General features: G+C 37.8%; 17 protein-coding genes. 11 read left to right on the top strand and 6 right to left on the bottom strand.

Annotation, left to right across the window (positions count from 1 at the left end; translation table 11 throughout):
• Positions 1-35: 35 nt before the first annotated feature.
• The 5 genes from AC625_RS22290 to AC625_RS22270 all read left to right on the top strand — a co-directional run bounded on the left by AC625_RS22290 (position 36) and on the right by AC625_RS22270 (position 10,508).
• Positions 36-1,562 (top strand): efflux RND transporter periplasmic adaptor subunit, encoded by a 1,527-nt coding sequence (locus tag AC625_RS22290; RefSeq protein ID WP_049683273.1) that lies wholly within the window; start codon positions 36-38, stop codon positions 1,560-1,562.
• Positions 1,559-4,663, top strand: coding sequence for an efflux RND transporter permease subunit (locus AC625_RS22285; protein ID WP_049683272.1), 3,105 nt, complete (start codon positions 1,559-1,561; stop codon positions 4,661-4,663). The genes AC625_RS22290 and AC625_RS22285 overlap by 4 nt, the downstream gene beginning before the upstream one ends.
• A gap of 178 nt (positions 4,664-4,841) precedes the next feature.
• Positions 4,842-5,735 carry a TetR/AcrR family transcriptional regulator gene (locus AC625_RS22280; RefSeq protein WP_049683271.1) on the top strand — a complete coding sequence of 298 codons (894 nt, stop codon included), beginning with the start codon at positions 4,842-4,844 and terminating at the stop codon, positions 5,733-5,735.
• Between the two features lie 48 nt (positions 5,736-5,783).
• Positions 5,784-7,061, top strand: a complete 1,278-nt coding sequence (locus AC625_RS22275; RefSeq protein ID WP_049683270.1) for a TolC family protein — start codon at positions 5,784-5,786, stop codon at positions 7,059-7,061.
• A gap of 390 nt (positions 7,062-7,451) precedes the next feature.
• On the top strand, positions 7,452-10,508 hold the full coding sequence (locus AC625_RS22270) for a YhgE/Pip domain-containing protein (protein ID WP_049683269.1): 3,057 nt from the start codon (positions 7,452-7,454) through the stop codon (positions 10,506-10,508).
• Here AC625_RS22270 and AC625_RS22265 read toward each other — a convergent pair.
• Positions 10,498-10,872 (bottom strand): hypothetical protein, encoded by a 375-nt coding sequence (locus AC625_RS22265; RefSeq protein WP_049683268.1) that lies wholly within the window; start codon positions 10,870-10,872, stop codon positions 10,498-10,500. The two genes, AC625_RS22270 and AC625_RS22265, sit on opposite strands and share 11 nt — an antisense overlap.
• A 246-nt stretch (positions 10,873-11,118) precedes the next feature.
• Between AC625_RS22265 and AC625_RS22260 the strand changes: the two genes are divergently transcribed.
• Positions 11,119-11,418 carry a magnesium chelatase domain-containing protein gene (locus AC625_RS22260; RefSeq protein ID WP_049683267.1) on the top strand — a complete coding sequence of 100 codons (300 nt, stop codon included), beginning with the start codon at positions 11,119-11,121 and terminating at the stop codon, positions 11,416-11,418.
• Between the two features lie 221 nt (positions 11,419-11,639).
• Here the strand turns inward: AC625_RS22260 and AC625_RS22255 are convergent, their stop codons facing one another.
• The 4 genes from AC625_RS22255 to AC625_RS22240 form a co-directional block, all read right to left on the bottom strand.
• On the bottom strand, positions 11,640-12,218 hold the full coding sequence (locus AC625_RS22255) for an IS66 family transposase (RefSeq protein WP_049683266.1): 579 nt from the start codon (positions 12,216-12,218) through the stop codon (positions 11,640-11,642).
• A gap of 240 nt (positions 12,219-12,458) precedes the next feature.
• Positions 12,459-12,593: a DUF6444 domain-containing protein gene (locus AC625_RS28690; RefSeq protein ID WP_425415467.1), complete on the bottom strand. Its 135-nt coding sequence runs from the start codon at positions 12,591-12,593 to the stop codon at positions 12,459-12,461.
• Positions 12,594-12,995: 402 nt separating this feature from the next.
• On the bottom strand, positions 12,996-15,686 hold the full coding sequence (locus AC625_RS22245; protein WP_049683264.1) for a copper amine oxidase N-terminal domain-containing protein: 2,691 nt from the start codon (positions 15,684-15,686) through the stop codon (positions 12,996-12,998).
• A 249-nt stretch (positions 15,687-15,935) separates the two neighbouring features.
• On the bottom strand, positions 15,936-16,193 hold the full coding sequence (locus AC625_RS22240; RefSeq protein WP_180320134.1) for a YhfM domain-containing protein: 258 nt from the start codon (positions 16,191-16,193) through the stop codon (positions 15,936-15,938).
• Positions 16,194-16,419: 226 nt separating this feature from the next.
• Between AC625_RS22240 and AC625_RS28685 the strand changes: the two genes are divergently transcribed.
• The 5 genes from AC625_RS28685 (at position 16,420) to AC625_RS22225 (ending at position 21,254) form a co-directional block, all read left to right on the top strand.
• Positions 16,420-17,259 carry a DUF4184 family protein gene (locus AC625_RS28685; RefSeq protein WP_053178170.1) on the top strand — a complete coding sequence of 280 codons (840 nt, stop codon included), beginning with the start codon at positions 16,420-16,422 and terminating at the stop codon, positions 17,257-17,259.
• Positions 17,201-17,329, top strand: coding sequence for an ATP-binding protein (locus tag AC625_RS28680; protein WP_425415466.1), 129 nt, complete (start codon positions 17,201-17,203; stop codon positions 17,327-17,329). The genes AC625_RS28685 and AC625_RS28680 overlap by 59 nt, the downstream gene beginning before the upstream one ends.
• 48 nt (positions 17,330-17,377) lie before the next feature.
• Positions 17,378-17,671, top strand: a complete 294-nt coding sequence (locus AC625_RS28675) for a magnesium chelatase subunit ChlI family protein (protein ID WP_425415493.1) — start codon at positions 17,378-17,380, stop codon at positions 17,669-17,671.
• Between the two features lie 81 nt (positions 17,672-17,752).
• Positions 17,753-18,466, top strand: a complete 714-nt coding sequence (locus tag AC625_RS22230) for a transposase (RefSeq protein WP_049683262.1) — start codon at positions 17,753-17,755, stop codon at positions 18,464-18,466.
• Positions 18,467-18,743: 277 nt separating this feature from the next.
• Positions 18,744-21,254 carry an S-layer homology domain-containing protein gene (locus tag AC625_RS22225; RefSeq protein ID WP_049683261.1) on the top strand — a complete coding sequence of 837 codons (2,511 nt, stop codon included), beginning with the start codon at positions 18,744-18,746 and terminating at the stop codon, positions 21,252-21,254.
• A 337-nt stretch (positions 21,255-21,591) separates the two neighbouring features.
• Here AC625_RS22225 and AC625_RS22220 read toward each other — a convergent pair whose 3' ends face one another.
• Positions 21,592-23,502: a copper amine oxidase N-terminal domain-containing protein gene (locus AC625_RS22220; RefSeq protein ID WP_049683260.1), complete on the bottom strand. Its 1,911-nt coding sequence runs from the start codon at positions 23,500-23,502 to the stop codon at positions 21,592-21,594.
• Between the last annotated feature and the right edge of the window lie 252 nt (positions 23,503-23,754).

Below are 23,754 nucleotides of genomic sequence, written 5' to 3'. Positions count from 1 at the left end.
ATACTTAGATAAATAGAAAAGGAGCAAAGAACGTGATGAAACGATGGTCTTTATTAACTATTTTAGTTTGTTTTACTCTAGTAATGACAGCTTGCACCGCACAAAAGACGAGTGGTGTTGAGGCGGAAAAAATAGCGATAAATGTAGAAGTAGCAAGTGTGAGTAATGAGTCGTTAGATGCGATTTCTAGCCTTACTGGTACACTTTTACCTTATGAAGAAACGGTTGTGTCTTTTGAAGTGGGAGGACGTATTCAAAGTATGAATGCTAGTATTGGTGATACCATCAAGTCTGGTGCTGCTTTAGGTGCTTTGGACCCAGCCAATTATAAACTTCAAGTCGAGATTGCGGAGAACGCGATTCTTCAATCAAAGGCAGCTTTAAATTCTTCAGATTCTGCGATTAATTCTGCAGAAGTAGGGATTCATTCTGCCGATGCAGGGATTGCTTCTTCGGATGAATCGATTAAATCGGCAAAAGCAAATATCAAGGCAACAGAGGCACGTATCAATAGCGCACAAGCCAGCCTTTCAGCTCTTGATAAAGGAGCCCGTGAACAAGAAAAGACGCAGGCAAAACTGGCAGTGGATAGAGCGAAGAGTGCCTATACCAAAGTGAAGGTAGATTCTGAGCGCATAGAAGGCTTATATAATGAAGGCCTGGCAACGAAGAAAGAGTTTGATGATATCCAGCTTCAAGTTTCTAATGCCCAAAAGGATGTTGAAAATGCTGAACAGTCGTACTCTCTAATCATAGAGGGAGCAACAGAAGAGCAAAGAAAACAAGTGCTTGCCTCCATCCAAGAAGCTGAAGCTGGTAAGGAACAGGCTCAAGCTGGAGTTGGTCAATCATCAGCAGCAAAAGGACAAGCAGTTGCCGCACGAGACCAAGCTGTTGCATCCAAGGAACAATCCGTAGCAGCAAAAGGGCAATCACAAGCAGCCTATGAACAGGCCGTTATTGGAAAAGAACAAGCAGAACTGACTTTTTCCAAAACGAAACTAACTTCCTCACTTACAGGTGTTGTTTTAGATAAATTAGTTTCAAAAGGACAGCAGATCAATCCTGGGGATCCGATTTATAAATTGGGCCGAATCGATCAACTAAAGGTTCTACTTCCAATACCTGATAAGGATATCAAGCAATGGAAAGTCGAAGATGAAGTCTCGGTAACCCTGTATGATCAAGTGAAAACAGGAAAAGTGAATAAGATTTACCCACAAACGAATGCAGGTACTGGTACGATTAGTGTTGAAGTGGTGATCCCAAATGAACAGCTCGAATGGGTACCGGGGCAAGTCGTAAAGGCAAACCGAGTTACTAGCGATAATAACGGCATCCTCGTTCCAATTGAAGCGGTTATGAGCAGTGGAGATACTCCATATGTTTTTAAAGAAGTAAAAGGCAAGGCTGTTAAAACGAAGGTGGAAACAGGGAGTTTAATAAATAATAAGATTCATATTGTGAGTGGTTTGAAAGAAGGCGATCAAGTCATTATTCGTGGAGGGGAATTAGTGCGTGACGGGGACCCGCTGAAAACGGACGGGGGTAAAAAACAATGATTGAGTATCTAGTCAAAAAACGTAAAATCACCCTCCTGTTTTTTGCAGCAATCGCTATATTTGGGCTATTCAGTTTGACTCAATTGCCTAAGCAAGAAATTCCAGATCTAGTCATTAGCCAGGCGATTGTGACGACGGCTTATCCTGGAGCAACTCCAGAAACGGTCGAACAAACGGTTACGAAGAAAATTGAGCAAAAGATAAAAGAAATACAAGGTGTCGATACCATTACTTCCACATCGATGGAAGGGATGTCATCGATTGTGGTTATGCTAGAGAATGGTGCCAATCCGAAAGAGAAGTGGGCTGAGCTACGTACAAAAGTACAAGATGCCCAAGCGGAGCTTCCAGCTGATGCGACGCAGCCATTTGTCAATGATAATCTAATCAAGACGTTTATTAGTGCATATGCGATATATGCGGATGATCCTGAAAAGCTGAAAGAATTAAATGGTTTAATGGACTCGTGGAAAGACCAGTTAAGGGCGGTTCCTGGCATTTCTGATGTGACAATCCAAGGGCTACCTGAGAAAGAAATCCGGATCGACTTAGATACGCAAAAAATGAAGCAGTACAATGTATCATGGCCACAAGTTACCCAGGCGATTAGAGCCGAAAATGAACGAATGCCGATTGGTGATATCGATTATAAAGAGCGAAATTATCAGCTTAGAATAACAGATATGAGAAGCATTGAAGGTCTGAATAAAGTCATTATTACCAGAACACAGGATGGTTTCCCTATTTATTTAGAACATTTAGGTAAAGTCACTCTTGCACACGGCAAAAATTCGTATAATGGATACATTAACGGGAAGCCGGCGATTACTCTTAGCATTAGCGGGGAAACCGGAAGCGATGTTCCAACTGTAGATGCGGCTGTAGTTAAGAAGATGGATAAGTTAGAAAAGACTCTTCCAAAAGAGTTTAAGTCGACCTTATTATATGCCCAAAATGATTCAATTAATAAAATGTTTGCCGGCTTAACGAAAGAACTGGTCATCGCGATGGTGGCTGTTATTATTGTGTGTATGATGGGCTTAAATATGGTTACCTCTTCTATCGTGGCCTTAGCCATTCCATTATCCCTAGCAGTAGGACTTCTGTTCCTGCCGATGTTCGATGTAACGCTAAATCAGATGACTGTTATTGGTATCATTATTGTTCTTTCTCTTTTAGTGGATGATGCCATTGTAGTCAATGACAATATTGAACGAAGATTATCCGTCCTAAAAGAAAGCCCACTTGATGCGGCTGTTAATGGGACGAAAGAAGTGATTATCTCGATTATTACTGCCACACTGGCAACTATTTCAGCATTTTTACCGCTCATGTTTTTACCGGGAGATATGGGGAAATTTATTAAACCAATCCCACTTGTTATTATCGTATCCCTATTGGCATCTATGGTGATGTCACTTACGATTGTGCCGATATTTCGTGAATGGAATGAAAAGCGCAACAAGCATAAACGTGAAGTATCGGATAAACCAGCTGGTTTATTAGGCAAACAAATTCAAGCTTTGAACAATTTTTATGCGGGTAAGATTATGAATAAAGTGGTCAAACGTCCATTACAGGTTGGCTTGGCTGGGCTATTGATAGGGACAGCCGCTTATGGATTAGTTCCATTTGTCCCAGTTGAGTTATTTCCTAAAGCTGAAGATCCACAGTTTTCAATAAATGTGGAGATGCCAACCGGAACCTCATTACAAGAGACTAATCAAATTGTGAAGGAGATTGCTGCTTGGGCTAAGAAGCAATCTGGGGTTAAAGAAGTTAGTTCTGCTGCTGGAGGCGGTGCGCCGCAACTTTTTAATAGTATGCCTGGGGGATCTGGTCCTGAAGTTGGACAAATCAATATTCTGGGCGAAGTAGGAAAGCTCGATATCGAAAAGACGATTGAAAACTGGGATAAGCAGTTTAAGGCAATGTATCCTGGGATTTCCGTATTGACGTCATCGCTATCAGCTGGAATCGATGCTGGTTCACCTATTTCGATTCGTCTCACTGGACAAGACCCGGAACAGCTACGTAATCTGTCAGAACAAGTGAAGAATGTCATAGCAGATACAAAGGGTACATATGATATTTCTGATTCACTAGGAACTGAGCGATATTCATTGGAATTCCAAGTTAATAAGGATGCTATGGATTATAATCTTGTAAGTTATACAGATCTATCAACGACGCTTCGTTTAATTACTCAAGGTCTGAATGTGAGTGAGTTTGATACAGGAAATGATTTGATTGACATCAAACTTTATTTGGAAAATACAGAAGAAGATCCAACTGCTTTGTTTCAAAGACTTAGTATAACGAATGCGAGAGGCGAGCAAATTCCTTTGGCACAACTTGCTGAAATGAAGCCAGCATTTTCCGTTCAACAGATTGCACACTACAATCTAGTGCGCTCGGTTACAGTGGAAGCTGACGTTAGAGCAGGAACGACTGCTACCGAAGCAATGGCTGAAATTACACCAAAATTAGAAAAGATGAACTTCCAAGAAGGATATACTTGGGAAGTCGGCGGGGAAACGGAACAGCAAGCAGAATCCTTCGGCGATTTAGGTACACTATTCCTAGTGTGTATCATTATCATTATCATTTTAATTACCATCCAATTTTACTCAGTGTCCATTCCAATTATTATTTTAGCGACCGTGTACTTAGCGGCGGCTGGAGCAATCGTTGGCTTGTTTGTTACAAGAACTCCGATTGGCTTTATGTCGGTCATTGGGATCACTGCTTTAGCAGGGATTGTTGTTCGGAATGGAATTGTCTTAATTGAATTTATGGAAGATGCTAGACGCGAGGGGATGGATTTAACAGAAGCGGTTTTGAAAGCTACAGAGGCCCGTTTCCGTCCCATCTTATTAACAGCAGGCGCAGCTGTTTTTGGACTTCTGCCTGTTGCGCTAATCGGCGATATTCTTTTTAGACCGATGGCTATCACCATTATCTCTGGTATTCTCTTCTCCACCGCCTTAACATTGCTTGTTGTCCCTTCTTTATACATGGTACTTATCCGCTTTAAAGAAAAGCGTAAGCAAAAGAAGCTTGATCGGAAATTAGAACAGGATAATGAAATTTCCATGTAAATAAGGGGTAAGGATGTCTCAAGAGTGTAGGGTCAGACCCCGCGACAACTACATCCAGTATGAGATACGTAGATGAAACACGACATACTGATTTAGGATGCGAGGTCAGACCCTTATGAGACACTCTCTCTTCTTTAATAGCGAGTAGAAAGAACAGCAAGGAGGATTTGTATTTGTTATGGATGGGAAAAAGCTAGAGATCATTCCTATAGCTATGCGGCTTTTTTCAGAAAAAGGCTATGAATCTACCACAGTAGATGAAATTGCAAAAGAAAGTGGGATGGCAAAGGGGTCTTTTTATAAGCATTTTAACTCTAAAGAAGATTTGCTATTAGAGATATTTATTCAAATGCCCAAACAAGTTAAAACCGGTTTAACAAAGATTTATAGTAACGAGTATGCTTCTACTCATGAAAAATTACTCGATTTTATTTCGATGTCGCTCGAAAATATTCTATCCAATCAAGTTCATCTTTTAATTGATTTATTTTTTAAATTGCCTGTATTTAAAAATAAAGAAATGGCAATAGAGGCACAAAAGATTGAGTTCGAATTTAACATCTGGCTGAAGGAGTTTCTTTTGGATCTTTATGGTGAACAGGTAAAAATTTATATTTGGGACCTTGTTTCTTTACTAAAGGCGCTAATGTTCCAATATATTCATCTTTGCCGCCGTCAAAAGCTAGAGATTGCCTCCGAAAAGTTAGCGGTCTTTATTGCGACTGTTTTCGATATTGTAATTGAGGGCCTGTTGGAGAGAAAGCCTGAGTCCGTTCTAAATAAAGATTGGACGGAATTAGAAATGGTGTTCGCAGATAATGAGAGCCCCCGCTTAAAGGGGCATAGAATTCAGCTTTTGTTAAAAAAAATGACATCCACGGTAAGTGATATCAAAAAAGATGCAGCAGACCAAGAAGAATACTTAAAAACGATTTCTTTACTGGAAGAGGAACAAAAGCAAAGAAAACCGAAAAGCTTTTTGTTAAAGGCTTTGATCCATTATTTACAATCTGTACCAGAACTTCAGGGAGATTGTGAAGAACTTAAGATATTGCTAGAAATAGACGGGTAATTTAGTTGTCTTTGTTGGCTTTCTATTATTATATGAGGAGGAGAAAATATGAAAAAAGTAATCCCCTTTCTATGTGCTGCAACGATTGTCGGTGCTCCATTTAGTGCATACGCACAAGAAGTAACGGAACTGAAACAATCAGCTGAGGTGAATGAAACAGTAACGGATTCGGATCAAACAGATGGTGAATTAATAGAGGAAGAGACTCCTGAAATTGAACAAGTGAAAGAACTAACACTAGGAGTTGTGATTCAAAGGGGAATAGAAAACAGCCGAAACTTAACAGTGCTGCAGTTTAATCTAGAAGCAATGAAAAGCCAGATTTTGGATACGAAAAGCAGTCAAGGTGATGTGTCAAGTAATATAAGAAATTTAGAAAAGAAAATGGAAGCCTTAAAAGAAGAACGAGATCGATTATCAGATACAAGTGAGATCATTATGAATGAGCTAGAGCAGAGAAGGGTTAACGATGCATTAGGTGCGTTAACAAACCAAATTAATTCTTTGGAGACGGCTGTGAAGCAACTTGAAACAGGGGAAGTGCAATTACAGCTTCAAGGGGAGGAAGCAAAAGAAGGCGTCCGTTTAATGCTAACGTCCTCATATACAAACCTTTTAACACTTCAGCAGCAAATTGCTTTTGCAAAAAAATCGATCCAATCCGCTAGCCAAGAAGTAAACAAGGCACAACGTTTGTTGGAATATGGAGTAGGGACGAAAGAAGAGATCCGTCAAGCTCAACTAATCCAAACGAATTTGGAAAAGCAATTAGAAGAATTAGAGAAAAACTATAATCATACTGTTGCCACTCTATGTTTTGATATAGGCGTTTCCTATAATCCAGACATCGTCATTCAACCGATCAAATATGAAGTAGCCAACAACCAGAAACCAGAGAACTATAGCTCTTTAATTGACAATACGTATAAAGTAAAGCGTGCGCAAAATAGTTTAAAATCCGCTATTACCGCGTACGATGATTCCTACGGAAATTATGAATTAGCACAACGGGATTATGAAGTAAAAGCGGCTAAAGAAACCGTCGCTTTGACAAAAGAAACCATCGAAACAGCTGTTGAACAAATGTATCATAACGAAGAACTAACCTACTTCGCATATGAAGAAGCATTACGAAAGCTAGACAATGTCAAAAAAGACTTAAAAGTACTAGAAACTAAGTTCAAAGTAGGCGTTGTGACAAAATACGACTATGAAAAAGCTCTAACCCAGTTTGACCAAGCTGAACTAAATGTCTACTCAGCGTCCATCCAAAACTACCTAATCCAGCAATCCATCCAAGCCTTTGAAAAAGGGTATGTGCAGTGAGGGGATAGATACCCCGTCCTATAGTCATAAAGAATGGAGCCAGGACCGTCTAGATAATGGAGAACTGATTCTGGCCTCTCTTTTTTTGAAGAGCTCTGTGGAGAGTTTATGATCTGACCCAATAAAGTTAGATATAAAATTTTATCCCGCATTAACGGGCAATAAAACCCCACTGATCGAAGTTTCACGTTATGCAACTTCCAAGACCTGAGTTCGGTATTCGACTGGACTTAGGTCTTTTAATTTTGCCTTCATTCGTAACCCCCAATTGATGGAGGGGCTTTGGTATTCTAGGCTAGAAAGTCAAAGGAAAGTAGAAATCACTAGATAGAATCTTTACTATTTGTAAAGATTCTATGAATATGGCTGGGTGCAAGGAGAGAAGTATAAGTGAAGAATATTTTAAATATCTTTAAAACAGACGTTAACAATATACGCAGAAACAAAGCGGCCATTGTTGTGATCGTAGCTGTAATGATTTTGCCATCGATGTATGCTTGGTTCAACATTATTCCTTCATGGGATCCGTATGCTAATACGGAGGGCGTCTCTGTCGCCGTCGTCAATTTAGATGAAGGGGCAAAAGTGCGGAAAGAAAACGTAAATGTCGGGGATGAAATCGTTCTTTCCCTGCTTGACAATAATAAGCTAGGCTGGGAATTCGTTGACGAAGAGAAGGCTATGAAAGGTGTAGAAAAAGGAGATTATTATGCCACGATTATTATACCGAAGAATTTCTCCGAAAAACTAACGAGTGTTTTAACAGACGAACCTGAAAAACCAGAGCTCAACTATTATATCAACGAAAAAATTAATGCGATTGCGCCCAAGGTAACCGGTGCAGGGGCTTCGGGGATTGTCGAAAGTATTCAAAGTGGCTTTGTCAAAGTAGCAAACAAAGCCATCTTCACTGCATTCAATGAAATTGGTATCGAACTTGAGGTCAATCGCCCTTCTATTGAAAAAATCAGAGATTCCATTTACCGATTGGAAGGCGATTTGCCCGAAATTGAACGCGTGCTAGGTGTTGCTGATACAGATTTAGAATTCGCTGAAACAGCGATTGAAAAGGCCAATGAAGGCATGGTAAAAGCACGTGAAATTAGTGACCAAGCCGAAAAACTGAGTGTAGAAGTTGAAAAGGTTATGAAAGACGGAGATAAGTCTGTTCGTACTTACGTTCCACTCGTCAAACAAGATTTGCGTTTGGCGCAGAAAGTCATTCAACAAATTCCGGACGCCGTAGACCGTGTTTCTAAAAAAGGGACAGATATGGACAAGCTATTAGACAAAATTAGCGAAGGCACTGGAAAGATTGATGATGGAACAGAAGCGTTACAGAAATTAGCTAACTTGCTCGAAGAGACGGATCAGAAACTAACGGAAGAACGAAAAGTTGAAGAGATTATCAGCTCCTTAAACAGTGAATATGAAAAAATGGATGAGCTAAAAGGTAATATGGAAGAAGCCATTGATAAGCTCGAAAAAGGAGAAAATGTTGGTGTGGACCTCGTCGTAAAAATCGACGAAATGACAAAAGACCTTGAACAGCGTTTTGAAGATATTACCGACACCTATGAAACCATTATTATTCCAGGAATTGAAAAGGACATTGAGAATATTCGTCAACAGGCACCTAAAGTAAAAGACACACTGATGGATCTACAAAAGGTGAATACATCACTGATTGATCAAATCACGGAATGGGAAAAAAACGGTGGACTCATTGATACTACACAGTACCAAGAAAAAATTGAGACCATCCTACCAGTGGTAGATAACAACCTGTCCAGGGTGAGTACCTTACTAGCTGTCTTTACCCGAGTGAATGAAATAAGTGGCGGCCGATTATTAAAACAACCAATCGCTTCGTTAACAAACCTTCAAGATCAATTAACCAGTGTGAGCGAGCTGTTGACTAAAACGCTAAAAGCAATTGAACGCGGTGAGGAAGTCAGTCCAGCAATCTGGAATACCGTAAAAGGGCAATTTGAAAAAGTGGATAATCGACTTACTGAGGTGATCAAGTATGCTGAAACGACAGTTGTCGATGCATTTGATGATGCAATTGCAAACTTGCAAAAGATTGATAAAGAAATAAGTAGTGAATTGAACCGTTTGAAAGAAACAGCAAAGAGCGCTTCTGAACTTGCTGATAACTTGCTGGACGTGGCAAAAAATCCTGAAAAGACCATAAAGGCATTAAAAAATATGGTCCAGCGGATTGAAAGTGGACAAAACGCCATTCAATCGCTCGTTAAATTCAACGAAGAGCTTCAACAACGCGTTGACGAAGGGGTCTTCTTGGATGGAGTAGAACGCCTTGAGCGAATGCAAAAAGACCTTCAGGAGTTCAAAAAGATCATCCTCCAATCAGTTGGAAATACACGCCAAAGTAAAGAAAATATAGGAAAGACCTTAGCAGATATAAAAGGTAAATCAAAAAAGATGGATGATTCCGTAACAGAGCTCGTCCGATTTATCGACAATGAGCTTATGCCAAAGTACGAAAAAGCGTTGGACAAGGCGAACAATGCTATCAAAGAAGGAAATCGGATGCTGGCAAAGGCAAATGTAGCTTTCCCAAAAGTGGATGAACTCCTGGGTAAAGTAGGAAAAGGGCTTAACACAGGCAAAGACGGGCTACAAAAAGCACATGACGTTTTTCCCGAAGTGAAAGAAAAAGTCATTGAAATGGCAAATCGTATTCGAAGCTTAGAAGAAAAAGGCGATTTAGATCAGCTCATTGACTTAATGAAAAACGACCCGAATGTGGAGGGGGATTTTTTCGCGAAGCCAATTTTATTAAAGGAACATGAACTGTTTCCGATTCCTAACTACGGATCGGCCATGTCGCCATTCTTTACGGCCATGTCGCTGTGGGTCGGCGCTTTAATCCTTGTATCATCGCTGATTGCTGATGTTCCGAACAAACATCGCTACAAAAGCTATGAAGCCTACTTCGGCAGATTCCTAACATTCTGGTTCATAGGATTAATGCAGGCATTCATCGTAACGATGGGCGATATGTTTCTATTGAAAACATTCGTCGCACATAAGCTCATGTTCGTGCTGTTCGGTTTTTTAATAAGCACAACGTTCGTTACGATCGTTTACACGCTCGTATCAGTCTTCGGAAACACAGGGAAAGTAATCGGCATCGTGTTGCTTGTCATGCAGCTAGGCGCTTCAGGCGGGACATTCCCGATTCAGATGACACCTACCTTTTTCCAAAAAATTCATGAATTCCTACCATTCACGCATGCGCTGGGCCTTTTCCGTGAGGCAGTAGGGGGGATCATATGGCCGGTGGTGTGGAAGCACGTCGCTTGGCTTCTTGGCTACATGGGCGTATTCCTTTTTATAGGCATCAAACTGAAAGAACGTATTAATAAATCTAGCGACAAATTTTTAGCAGAAGCAAGAGAAAGTAAGGTTATCTTGTAAGGACAAGGGGACAGGCCCCTTGTCCCACTATATATTTACATTTGATAGGCTTGATACAGCAGCTCTGTGAAGAGAAATCTCTACGGTCATTTTCTTTTTGTATTTTCAGATGAATAGATGAAAATAAACGAATTAAAATTTGATAGAATGGAATTGCAACTGAATATTGTGAGGGTGGTTGGTTGTCGCTCTTCTTTCTTTCGGAAAAACTTTTTAGAAAACAAGAAAACCACCCAACGCCGTCGCAAGCAAAAAGGGTGGTTCTCAAAGTAAATAAATTAACTTGACAACCGCCACCCTGACGGTAGAGGTTGTAGGGAGAAGTGTTAGCGCACTTCTCTTTTTTTATTTTCTCATTATACATGAAATAAACCTCTAAATAAAGAGAAACAAGGGGGACAGGTCCCTCGTCCCAGCAGAATAATAAGTTAAAATCTTTCCGGTTTGCAGGATTTATTATAATCTTGTCGAATTATAGTCAATAACCCACGTAATTTAGGAAGTCTTTTCTTTCCTCTTTTCTATTTTTCCTCCACAACAAAAATGTTTTAAATCTACATTATATTTTCTCATACGCTAAGAGTACTTCGTATCTAAGGAGATCATGCATTTGACTGTTAAAATTTCAAGTATTGGTTTGAAAGGTTTAGAAGGTTACCGGATGCAGGTAGAGGTGCAGATCATGCCAGGACCAGAGTCGATGATAATTGTTGGACTGCCAGATGCATCTGTCAAAGAGTCGAAGGAGCGAGTTCTATCAGCCATTCGAACGCTAGACTGTGATAGGGCAAATCAGAAGATTGTGGTCAATTTATCACCGTCGGAACAAAAGAAAAATGGACCGTTGTTCAAAAGTAGTGACTCTTTTTTGGGGAAGTATTTTTTAATAGACCGTTTAGAAAAAGTGTAACTGCTCAGACTCTATCCAAAATCAGGACAAAATTGAGGTAATCCATGAAGAATTATCTTGTAAATTATGTTTCGAATCATTCTATTTCCCCTGTTTTTATCACTTATTTAATAGATTCAAGCAAGTTTCTTTTTTGCTTTTTTAATGTACTTAAAAGCTTCGTGCCATGGCGAAATTCTGTGCGCCTGTTTCACTTCGGAATGTACCGGAGACTTTTTGTTTCACTTGGCCATGCGTAAATCTCGTTCGGCCAAGTTATTATCAAAGGGAACTTCCGAATTTTCTACAAATAGGAGGACAGAATCTTGGCGTTTGGAAAGTCGATTTAATAACTTTTCCGTGATGTCTACATAGGTATCATCCATCCATGCGACAACTATTGGATTCAAGGGGTCTTCTTGGCACTCTCGCTGTTGCTTCGCCAAAAGAAGGATCTCGATCATATCCTGTGTCCAGGATTGTTCCGTTTGTTCGTAAACAGCTTTTAAATCGCGAAGTAAATGGGCATTGTACACGGCGTGTTCACAATTTTCATATACAAAATATGAGGCCAAACAATCATGAACGGCAATGCCTTTGAATTTCGGCAAGAGATCGATCTCGTTTATGGCCTCTGTGCCACGTTTTTCGTGAACATACTGTAAAGTTACTTGGTCTGTACTTAACGTGTGTAACCATTGCGTTTTCCCTTTACTTCGTAAGCCGGTTTCATCAAAATGAACAACGGATGCTTGGAGGATCTGGTTTCTAGCTTGTGTCTCAAAGGTTTCTACCAAATAAGTCCCAAATGTTTGATTCATATTCCACAAGGTCCTTCACTGATGGACAAATAAAAAAAATCCTGAAAGAACTCTTTTGTTCGAGCGAAAGGAATCAACTGATACTGCATCATATACAGGACCATGCTTTGCACATTAGCTCCGTATTGAATATGATGCTGTACATCTTTTGGAAAGTCAGATTCTGCTTTTGTGCCGCAGCTCGCACACCTTTTGAATTCGATCTCATGTTGCGTAACCTCTAGTTGAATGGGTGGGTTATCAAACACTTGGCGTTATTTCACGTAAACTCTTCGTTTTTGGTTTACGAAGTCCATCCGATGAAGGTGGTTTATGGCTATTTGTAGAGTTTTTTTTAGTATGAAATTCAAGAGTAGAAACACGATTAGAAATCACTTGAAGTTGTCCACCTATAAAGATTCCATTCTTTTTTCATACGTTTTGAGTAAACGATAGACTTCATCAGGTCCTTGATTGTAAATAGTTAAAAATTGTTTGTAGTTCATCCCCTTCACCTCCTTTGGTTTGATATTTCAAGTGTTCACTAGTTATCAAGAAATCAAACATGGAAGGCAAGGCTATTTTTTAAAATTACATGAGGTCTGAGTAGTTACATTTATTTAATGTAAATCACGAAAATTTTAACAATATGAATCTATAAAACTGATAGAGCCAAAAAATTGAATTATTTTCAATGTTTATGAAAAAATAAAACAATTATATATTTTTTCCGCAAAAAAGAGAGATACCGCTTTAGCGATAACTCTCTTTTTCTATTCCTTATTTATACGTGCGAGCTTAATTTAAAGTAATTGGTAGACTTGGAGCTGATAGTGCATTGATTGCAGCGTTCTTCCCATCAGCTACAGAAAGAACATATACTTTATAACTAATATTTTTTTGAATCAGTGCACCATCTACATCTTTAGAAGATGAATTTAGAGTGATTGCTATTGGTCCGTTTCCTCCACCTTCACTTTTCTCAACTTTTGTTCTTCTAGTGGAATCTTGAATACCATTAGCTGTTGTTAGAGTGAAATTACTGCTAGACTTTACTACAAAAATTTCATAATAAGAAATATTTGTTTCTGTAACAGCTCTGTCAAAGCTAATTTCAAGATCCGACCCATTTCCATTATCCCTATTATCCTGAACTGTTACATTTGTGACCTCAGCAACTTTTGGGTTTGATAATGTAACTGCTGGAGATGAAGGTGCGGATAAAGCATTGCTGTTACCAGTGTTAGAAACACTGAGGACATAAACCACATATGGCTGATCAGGTTCTATAATATATCCACTTACATCCTTAGCAAGTATGCTAAGCTTTACTTTTTGATTCTGTCCATTTTTAGAAACTTTAGAGTAATTCGCCGCTGGAACTAAATTTGCCTTTGTTAAGTCAAAGGAACCTCCAGCCCTAACAACCATAATTCGATATTCGGAAATTCTTGTTTCATCTGCAATTTTATTAAAACTTACTTCTAAATCAGTACCATTTCCTGCATTTCCAACATTTTTAGCGCTAACTCCTGTTACAGCAAGTGCAGCATTGTTTTTTTCCAATTTTAAAGGTAGCGACGCAGCTGATAGAGCATTGTTATAACTATTTCCACCCGATGAGACGGAGAGAACAAACACTTTATATTCGACACCTTCGCGAATAATTTCCCCAAAAGCATCTCTTGTAGTTGATGATAAGGTTTTCTTTAAATTTGCATTCGTTTTTGATACGGATGTATAGTAAGAGGTTGAATTAGCAGAGCTCAAGTTAAATCCATTTGACTGAGCTGATTTTACAACTATAATTCGATATCCGCTTATTTTCGTTTCATCTGCTACCTTATTGAAGGATACCTCGATATCTCGACCATCTCCCCAATCACTAATATCCTTTACAACAAGATTTGTTACAGGTGATGCAAGTTGGTTGTTTGTAAGTTTAATAGAAGGTGAAGCCGTGGATAGTGAGTTTTTATAAGAGTTTGCTTGATTTCCAATTGAAAGAACAAACACTTTGTATGCAATGTCATTTTGGATATAGTATCCATCCACATCTCTCGTACTAGAAGATAGATTGACCGAGATATCCGCTGACGAACTCTTTACTACCCTAGAATAATACTCAGATGACATACTTTCAGCTTTTGTTAAAGTAAACTTACTGGCATCTGCTTCTCTCACAACAAAAACTCTATATTCAGATACACGGGTGTCATTGGTTGGTGCTGTAAAGCTTACTTGTAAGTCTCTCCCATCACCATAATCCAATGTATCTTTAACGGCAAGTTTTGTAATGCGAATTTCCTCTGGGTTACTTCCTAGAGTAATGGCATTAGAAGCGCCTGATAAAGAGCTGCTATATGATCTGGAATGGTCCCCGAGGGATAAAATAAATACCTTATATGCTATCCCGCTTTGTAGCGGTCGACCATAGTTATCTCTTGTTGAGCTTGATAGAACTTGCTTAATATTAGAACCGTTTTTTGCAATGGATGTGTAATTTGAAGCTGAAAGTTCTTTAGCTGCAGATAAGTTAAACGTATTGGCCTCATCTGATCGAACGACAATTGCACGATATTGAAGTAAATTACTTTCATCCGCAATTTTGTTGAAAGTAATCTCAATATCACGACCGTCCCCAAAATCACTTACATCCTTTAGCTTCAAATTTGAGACAGCATTTACTTTCGATTTGGTTGATAAGGTAAATTTAGCAGATTCATATGCTAAAACCCTATTATTCTTATTAAAAGATGCTATCACCATGGTATAGTCAATATCGTTCTGTATTAACTCTCCATCTGTATCTAACGTATTTGATTGAAAGACTCTCTCGATTGTTGTCCCTGCTTTTAATATAGTCGTATAACGATTAGTTGTTAAGTTAAAGGAGTTATTTACATTAAAAGATGAAAACTTAGAGGTCTTTACAATCATTGCACGATAATGATCGATTTGGGATTGATTTTTTGCAGGCGTAAAACTAACTTGTAAATCACGCCCATCTCCCCAATCGTTATTATCCTTAACAGCTATATTAGATACCGTATTGTTCTTTGTCGTGATTTCTACCCGTTTCGTTGAGTCGTTATATACTACATCATCCCCAAGTGCTTCACTAACAAAACGAACAGGTACCAATGTACGGTTCGCTAAAACCTGAGCCGGTATATCTAATTGCACAGCTTTATTATTAATAATTGCGTTTTTAGAGCCAAGAGTAAGGACAATAGTTGTACTACCTCTTGTAGCTTTAATTGTTTTATTCGCTGAGTTGAAATCTACCGTCGCTTGAAGTCCTTCAAAAATTGCACGTAAAGGAACTAAAGTTCTTCCTCCTTGAACAATTGGCGGCTGATCGGTACTAATTTCAATTCCATCAATTACAATCGTTATTACTTTGTTTGAAGCAAAAGCTTGAGTTGGTATGATCAAACCTATAAGTAAAATAAAGGAAAAAATTATTTTTTCCGATTTCTTAAGCATTGCATAACCTCCTGTGAAAGATTCATTAAGACAAGTATATAAGGAAAACAAGGTAATGTGAACAAAATTTTACATTTGCATTTATACCTTAAATAGACGTTGTAATTCAGTGTTTAGTTTCACAAAAATTTAAATTACTTCTCCAGTGTCATCCATCTACACTGCCGATGTCAGGCACCAAAGAAAGACACTGTCCTCGGTGGGTGCCTGACACCAATATGAACACCTTTTGCAAAACCCTTATCATTACTATTTCTTAATAAGTTCATTCATCAAATCGGCTGCATTTTCAGAAAGTGTATAAATTGTATGTGTATCCTTCAAGTTCATGATTGTACCTGATTCGTCACTGATCCATAGAAAAAATGCATCTTTGCCGATTTCCACTTTATAATGTGGGTCCGCCATATCCACGATACCCAACTCTTTCTTTGCGGTGTCAAATTCTTTTTTTATCCTCCTTACATCTTTAAAGTCTATAATCACAATTAAGGAATTGTCTTTCATTTCCGAAAAACTTTTCATTTCATACATATTAACTGTATGAATTTGTTGGCATGCACTTATAAAAAGCACTAAAAAAAGAATCAATCCCAGCCTAAATTTTATAAAGAAACACCACCTTTGATAGGATAAGATCATAATTAAATTTCTACTCATATTCATATGAAAGATAAAAGCTATAAATCTTATATTTAAAGTAAAATTGAAAGAACAAATAGGAGCGTACATCATGCCACTAACTTTTGCTCATCCAGCAGCTATTCTTCCATTTTTAAGAAAAAGTAAATATATAAATTTTTCAGCAATGGTATTAGGTAGTATGGCTCCTGATTTTGAATACTTTTTAAGTGGCCAGCCTATCGGGGAGATTAGTCATACGTTCATAGGATTTGTAGCTTTTAATCTTCCTATCGTTGTTCCCCATATCCATGACGTTTTGCAGTATTTAACTGGACAAGTTTTATTGCCATTACAAATGGTCACCCCAATAGTGGAACAAACGAAGCCTTCATATGAGTTTCAAAAAGACTTTTCTCATAACATCGGACATGAACACACAAAACAAGCATTAGAAATAGCAGCTGCTGGCGGACATAACGTGTTAATGACTGGTCCATTGGGATGTGGAAAAATTTTACTTGTTGAAACCTTTCCTTCGATTCTGCCACCTTTAACGAAACATCAGCAATTAGAAGTGATCAGCTTATACCAGTTGGCCAAAGGAAAGCTCCTAAACCCACAAACTGCTCCATATAGACAGCCGCATCATTCTGCTTCCTCTGTTGCTATTATTGGGGGAGGGCCTTATCCAAAACCGGGGGAAATTTCATTAGCACATCATGGTGTCCTGTTCCTTGATGAAATGGCTGAATTTACGAAGAAAACATTGGATATGTTACGCCAACCGCTTGAAACAGGGAAAGTCACGATCAGCCGCGCTCACTCTACTGTCACCTATCCAGCATCATTTATCCTCATCGGAGCGATGAACCCTTGCCCTTGTGGGTATCTTGGTTCCAAATCTCCATTACTGCACATGTACACAAAAACAAGTTCAAGCGTATCGTAATCGGATATCAGGGCCTGTCTATGATCGGATGGATATTTTGCTTTCTTTAAAGCCAGTGGATCTTGATTAGCCATCGAGAACACGAGAATCATCCTCTGATTTTCGCCATCGTGTAGAGATCGCGCAGCAACAGCAATTCGCTCGGTATCAAGAACAAATATGTAACGCGAAAGTTCCGTTTGAAATCTTAATCGCGACAAGTCCATTAACAGACAATCAGCGTAAAATGATTGCCCAAGTATCTGTAAAACAGCAATGGAGCAACCGTGTCCAAATCAAAATTATTCGATTAGCGCGAACCATTTCAGATTTATCAGAGGATCTTCACATAACAGATGAATCTGTTTGGAAAGCCATTCAACTAAGACGGATCCCTCACCCAAAAGAACAAGTGATTGCAAGGAAAAATTGATTTTACGTAAAAAATACCTTGAGGTGATTCGTATACGCCAAGGAAGGCAAGGGTAAGAGCGGTAGTGGTATCTATCACATTATGTTGAGAGGAATTAATAGACAGCTAATCTTCAAGGATGATGAGGATAAAACGAGGCTTTTAGAGATGCTAAAAAAATATAAAGACATAAGTAAATATCAGCTTTACGGTTATTGTCTAATGGATAATCATATACATTTATTATTGAAGGAAATGAAGGAAAACGTTTCAGAAGCGATAAAGAGAATTAGTTCAAGCTATGTTTATTGGTACAATATGAAATATGAACGATGTGGACATTTATTCCAAGAACGATTTAAGAGCGAAAATGTGGAAGATACTGCTTATTTTCTAACGGTTCTTAGATATATACATCAAAGCCCGATAAAGGCAGGTTTGTCAAAAAACGTCTCTGAGAGTGAATGGACAAGTATAAATGAGTATATCCGTAAAGTGAACATGGTGGATATTGATTTCGGGCTTAATTTATTTTCATTGGATAGAAGCAAGGCAATTACATTGTTTATTGAATACATGCAACAACCTAATGATGATCAATGTTTAGAAGAACAGGCAAAAGTAAGAATGTCTGATAGAGAAGTAAGGGAGTATTTGTATAAATTAGGGATTACAAATATTAGTGTATTCCAGCAAATGGACAAAGAAAATAGGGATGCTATATTAGTAATGCTTAAAGAGCTGAATGGCGTGACAGTAAGACAGTTATCGAGAATAACTGGAGTAGCCAAAAGTGTTATTCATCGTGTTCGTTAAGAATGGGACAAGGAATCTATCCTTCTAATATTTGGATGTTATTTAGCGCCATGCCCTTTTTTGGTAATAAAATGTATATGTTATTAAGTGCTTTTTATTTTATATTTCTTTGCTATAATGCTAAGGTAGATGATTAAATCATCTACAAAACAATCTTAAATTTACATTTTTAAACTAGTTTTCAAGACTATATAAATAGAGTAGATCAATTTAATAGACATTAAAGAATGTCTGTAGGGGTCTGTTTAGCTAGTTCAAATAGGAGGATACATAACTCATGACATATCAATCTAAAAAACATCGTCAATTTTTTGCGGCATCACTTACTGCAGCTTTAGTTGCAACTGCAATTGCTCCAACTACTGGTTTTGCGGCATCTAATTTTAAAGACGTTCAAAAAGGCAATTTTTATTATGATTTTGTAACTGCTTTAGCTAATGCGAAAATCATTGACGGACGCCCAGATGGTTCATTTGACCTTGGTGGAAAAATCAACCGTGCAGAGGCTTCCAAAATGGTTTCAAATATTCTTAAATTAGATTCAAAAACTGCACCAGCTGCTGATTTTTCGGATGTAGACCAATCTAAATGGTACGCTGAATTCATCAACGCACTTTATGCTAAAAAATTGATTAACGGTAAAGGTGAAGGAAAATTCGATCCAACAGGCACATTGACTCGTGGTGAATTTGCGAAAATGGTAGTAGAAGCTTACCATTTAACTTTGAAAGCGGATGGACCAGTAGCCAACTTTACAGATGTTGATAATAAAAAATGGTATGCGGACTATGTGAAGGTTCTTTACTCACATGGATTAATTACGGGTACTACAGCAACAACTTTCTCTCCAGAAGCACAAATCAAACGTGCTGACTTTGCGAAGTTATTAACTGAAACGGATTGGGAGAAAGGTTCTACACTTGAAAAACCTGTAGCGGCGGCTCCTAGTGTTGAGAGTATCAACGCTATTAACGCTAAACAAGTCGTTGTGAAATTTAATACAGTACTTGCTGAAGGAACAACTGTAGCACAATTAGAAGCTGCATTCTCATTAGAAGGCAAACAAGTCGTAGCAGATACTGCTAAACTTTCTAAAGATCGAAAAACTGTAACATATACATTGGATAATACAGAAGTATCTAATGCAGTTGTCACAGTTGCACCTTTAAATACTGTCAATAAAGACAAAACGAACCAACCAGTTCAAACGGCTAAGTATGTTTCCCTTTTAACTTATGCTGACGTAGTTGCACCTTCAGTAAGTGAAACGACATTTGCTAACTATAGTGTCGATGGAAAAACGGCTAATGCAACGATCTCATTTACAGAAGAATTATCAACTATTGGAACTGTGTCTGTAAATGGAGTTCAAACAACTCCAAGTTCTACTAACAAAGACTCATTTACTCTTAATGGTTTAGAAGTTGGAAAAACATACACGATTGATATTGTGGGTGCAAAAGATACAGCAACTCCAACACCAAACAAAGCAGATCACTTAACTTTATCATTTACAGTGCCTGCAAAAAGCGTTGATTCAACCATTCCAACAGTATCAACTTCAGCAAATGGAAACAAATTGTCTTTAACATTCTCTAAAGAGGTTACTGCTGGTACGATCACGATCGGTGGAATAAAAGTAAACGATATTACAACTACTGATAATAAAACGTTTGTTGTTGATGTACAAAAAGCAAATGATGGTTCATTCTTTGCAAACAACAAAAATTTCTTTACTTCTGAAGTTGTTGTAAAAGACTTTGCTGATAAAGCAGCAACATCAAATAAAATGCAAGAAGTGAAGTTTAATTCTACATTTACGGCTGATAAAACAGCAGCGTCATTATCAAGTGCTTCTGCTACAGCAGACGGAAAAATTGTTCTTGATTTCAATGAAGATGTAGCGGAGTCTACTATTGAAGCTTTGACTGTCAAATCAATTGATGGAATTATGCAAAGCTCAAAAACATTAACAGTGACTTCATCTAAACATCCAGTTGTAAATGGACAATCTGTTAAAAACAAATTAGAGTTAGTACTTGCTGCTAATTCACAACTTGCAACAGAGAAAAATTATGTTGTTGAAATTGCAAAAGATGCAGTGGTTGATAACTACATGAACAAAAATGCGAATGCAATTAGTTTAAATGTTGTTCGTCCTGCAGCATCTGGAGTAGAACCAGCAGCTGTTATTACTACAACTATTTCAGTAGATAAAAATGTGATTGATGTTGTTTTTGCAAACACAAATGAAGACGGTATGAGTGACTCTGTATTAACTGCTTCCAACTACAAACTTGGCGGTAAGGTATTACCATCCAATACAGAGATTAAATTTGTAGATAATAAAAATAAAGTTAGAATTACATTACCTGAGTCTTTTGTTACTGCTAATGGAAATCATACTTTTATAGCATCTAACTTAACAGACAAGTTCGGCAACACATTAGCGACTGGGGAAAACTCTGTGGAATTAACTTTAACGGAAAATGTTGCTCCTACTGTTACTCCAACTTTAACTGTAAATGGCAGTAATGAATTGGTAGTAAGCTTCTCTGAAGCGGTAAAATCCGAGGATTTAAATAAGAATGAAGTTTTATTAGAAGGTATTACAGTAAAAGTGAATGGTTCAACTGTAGCTGCTGAAAAATCAGTTGATGCAGGAAAATTAAAAGTAACCTTAACTGATGCTATTACAGCTAGTGATAAAGTGACTGTAGACTTTAACAATGCTGAATTAACAGATGTAAATGGAAATCAAGTTACGAACGGAACTGCAAGCAACTAATTTCACTGTTTACTAATTATATGAGAATTAATGAACAAAAGGGTCAGACCTCGCACTCTATACACAGTATATAGTAGTAAAATACTAACTATAATCTGTATATAGTCGTTGCGGGATCTGACCCTTTCGTTATGGGACAACCCTTTTGTAGTTTGGTGATTTATTTAAATGGCTATATTATATAACGTTGTTGATTTTTGGCTCATTTGTGTGAAACCACGGTTTCACACGAATGAGCCAAAAATCTTTTTAACAACAATATTGTTTAACATAGCCATTTAAATAGAGATAGGGTACATCATCTTTCAATTTCATATAAAATAAACGATAGAACAAACTATTTAGACTCTACATAAATAGCAACTGGTAAGTTAGCTCCACCAGCATGCATAATTTCTAGGCTAAGAGTCACTGCTTGACCAGTGAGGGTATAGTTAGGAAGTTCAACATATTCTGTTCCTGGCTTAAGAGTAGGAATTAATTGAACGACTCCATTCATTTTCACAGCTCCGTTATACAGTCCTCCTCTACCAGCTAGTTTCACTGTTATTATTTTTGCCTCTCCAGTAGGATTACTTATTGGGATATTTACTTTATATGTCATGCCAAAATGACCAGGGTTCCCAATCGATCCATTGATTGGTGATAAAGAATTTTGTTCAGTTAATAGATGATCCGTTTTTCCATTAGAAATATTATACCCAACTTCCGGGGAGCCAACTGTATAGGTAGGTAAGTCAGCAATAATCATGGATTGTGGCCAAGCTCCTCTTGGGTGGGCTGCAGTTTTATCAAGTAAGATGGGATCTGAATGAATTTGCGTTAAATCTTCATTATTTGTAGCTAAGACTGTTCGAATCGTATAATCACTAGTCCCACCGTTGATGGATTGTATATCTATATCTTGTATAAACCCAACAACGTAATCCGGATATAGCTCATATGTTTCGATTGTTTTTGTTTCACCAGGCTGAATAATCATGCCTGCACTATCTGAATTTTTTAACTGTCCACTTAAGGTGGCATCAGCAATAGGTAAGCCAATATCATAATTAATCCAGCTATTTCCACTGGATTTCGTATAGCCTTTAGCATTTGAAATTTTAATACTATTACTTGCAGATGTATTTTGAATAGTAATAGCGATCGTAGCTTTTGTTCCAAGTTTATTGAAATGCCATCCAAAAATCCGATGTTCATTTGTTATAGATGTTGATTGAATGACATGCTGAGCAAGTGTGGCGGTTGTGCTTGGTATTTGATCTTGGGTCAATGTCTCTGGATTATCACTCACTAACAAGCTTCTAGTTCCTTCTAAACGGGCGTTAGGCACATATTCAGGGCGAGGGGATACACCATCATATTTTTCCATGAAATCACTAATAAACATAAAATGATTCAGATAAATATACAATTCTTTTTTATCAGGAAGGTTACGTAGATTCCCCCCTAAAGCATTAACAAGAAATTGAACAGGAACATACATTTTACCTGATTGAATAAAAGGTTTTTCATTCATTACTACGGGTTCTTGATTGACAAGGACAGTATTCTTCCCGTCAGAAAATTCAAAGATCAACCCGGCAATCTGCAATTCTAAGACTTGATTAGATAACCAATTTCCAGAAGAATTGTCTAGATGCTCATAAAAGTAGGTAGCAGGTATATAAGACCTTCCTTCTTTGATGATTAACGGATCATCCATGACAATTCTTTTGTTATTCATGTGTAAAACATAAGAATCTACTGGAGGAGTGGGAGTGGGCGTATTTTCAGAGGTATTATCTAATGTTACCTCAACCTTTTGTTCCCCTTGATTCCAATTTACTTTCCCATCTAAGTTTTCACTAACGAATCGTAGTGGGATGTAGGTTCTATTCTGAAATAGCAATGGAGCAACTTTCATACTGACATTACTTCCATTCACTTTAGCAATAGTAGAATTTATCGTAAGGTCAACTGTTTTCCCATTTCTAATGGCACTAGCCGTTTGAGTTTCCTTGCTCCAAAGTACATTTGCGTCTATGGCTTCATAGAAATCTCTCATTGGTAATAGAATATGGTCTCCTTTATTAAGAATGGGGTCTTTAATATTAATCTTGTTCCCATTAATAAGAATTGAAACGTCTTTCTTGTATAAATTTTCCCCAACAAGTGTCGCAGCAGAAACATCTTGATGGCCAATAAATATTAAAGAAGTTAAAGCGGCAATTGTAAATACATATAATCCTCTAATTCTATTAAACATTATTACTCTCCTTATATAATAATAGTAAATACTCTTCCTAATTATAACATGTAAAAATAATACAGAGATAGGTCCTATGTCCCGTTAAAGAAAGGTTCTGCAGAGATTCTATGCAGAATCTTTCTTTTTGCTTAGAAATTTAGGACACTTGGCACCAACCAGATATCTGTAAATAAATAGTTTTTTTAGTACAAGTATTAGTCACAAAAGTATATGATCCAACAAAAGGGGCAGACCCTTTCGTTATGAGAT

Origin of the sequence: Peribacillus loiseleuriae, assembly GCF_001183985.1 — a bacterium.
Classification (GTDB): domain Bacteria; phylum Bacillota; class Bacilli; order Bacillales; family DSM-1321; genus Peribacillus; species Peribacillus loiseleuriae.
The sequence above is the reverse complement of the archived record's forward strand: the minus strand, read 5'-3'. Positions and strand labels throughout refer to the sequence as shown.

What these genes read in the sequence shown, in the direction of transcription:
- AC625_RS28685 (WP_053178170.1), top strand. Translation starts at nt 16,420, where the DNA reads ATGCCACTAACTTTTGCTCATCCAGCAGCTATTCTTCCATTTTTAAGA.
- AC625_RS22265 (WP_049683268.1), bottom strand. Translation starts at nt 10,872, where the DNA reads ATGTATAATGAGAAAATAAAAAAAGAGAAGTGCGCTAACACTTCTCCC.
- AC625_RS22290 (WP_049683273.1), top strand. Translation starts at nt 36, where the DNA reads ATGAAACGATGGTCTTTATTAACTATTTTAGTTTGTTTTACTCTAGTA.
- AC625_RS22220 (WP_049683260.1), bottom strand. Translation starts at nt 23,502, where the DNA reads ATGTTTAATAGAATTAGAGGATTATATGTATTTACAATTGCCGCTTTA.
- AC625_RS22285 (WP_049683272.1), top strand. Translation starts at nt 1,559, where the DNA reads ATGATTGAGTATCTAGTCAAAAAACGTAAAATCACCCTCCTGTTTTTT.
- AC625_RS22255 (WP_049683266.1), bottom strand. Translation starts at nt 12,218, where the DNA reads ATGAATCAAACATTTGGGACTTATTTGGTAGAAACCTTTGAGACACAA.
- AC625_RS22240 (WP_180320134.1), bottom strand. Translation starts at nt 16,193, where the DNA reads ATGAAAGACAATTCCTTAATTGTGATTATAGACTTTAAAGATGTAAGG.
- AC625_RS22245 (WP_049683264.1), bottom strand. Translation starts at nt 15,686, where the DNA reads ATGCTTAAGAAATCGGAAAAAATAATTTTTTCCTTTATTTTACTTATA.
- AC625_RS22230 (WP_049683262.1), top strand. Translation starts at nt 17,753, where the DNA reads ATGTTGAGAGGAATTAATAGACAGCTAATCTTCAAGGATGATGAGGAT.
- AC625_RS22280 (WP_049683271.1), top strand. Translation starts at nt 4,842, where the DNA reads ATGGATGGGAAAAAGCTAGAGATCATTCCTATAGCTATGCGGCTTTTT.
- AC625_RS22275 (WP_049683270.1), top strand. Translation starts at nt 5,784, where the DNA reads ATGAAAAAAGTAATCCCCTTTCTATGTGCTGCAACGATTGTCGGTGCT.
- AC625_RS22225 (WP_049683261.1), top strand. Translation starts at nt 18,744, where the DNA reads ATGACATATCAATCTAAAAAACATCGTCAATTTTTTGCGGCATCACTT.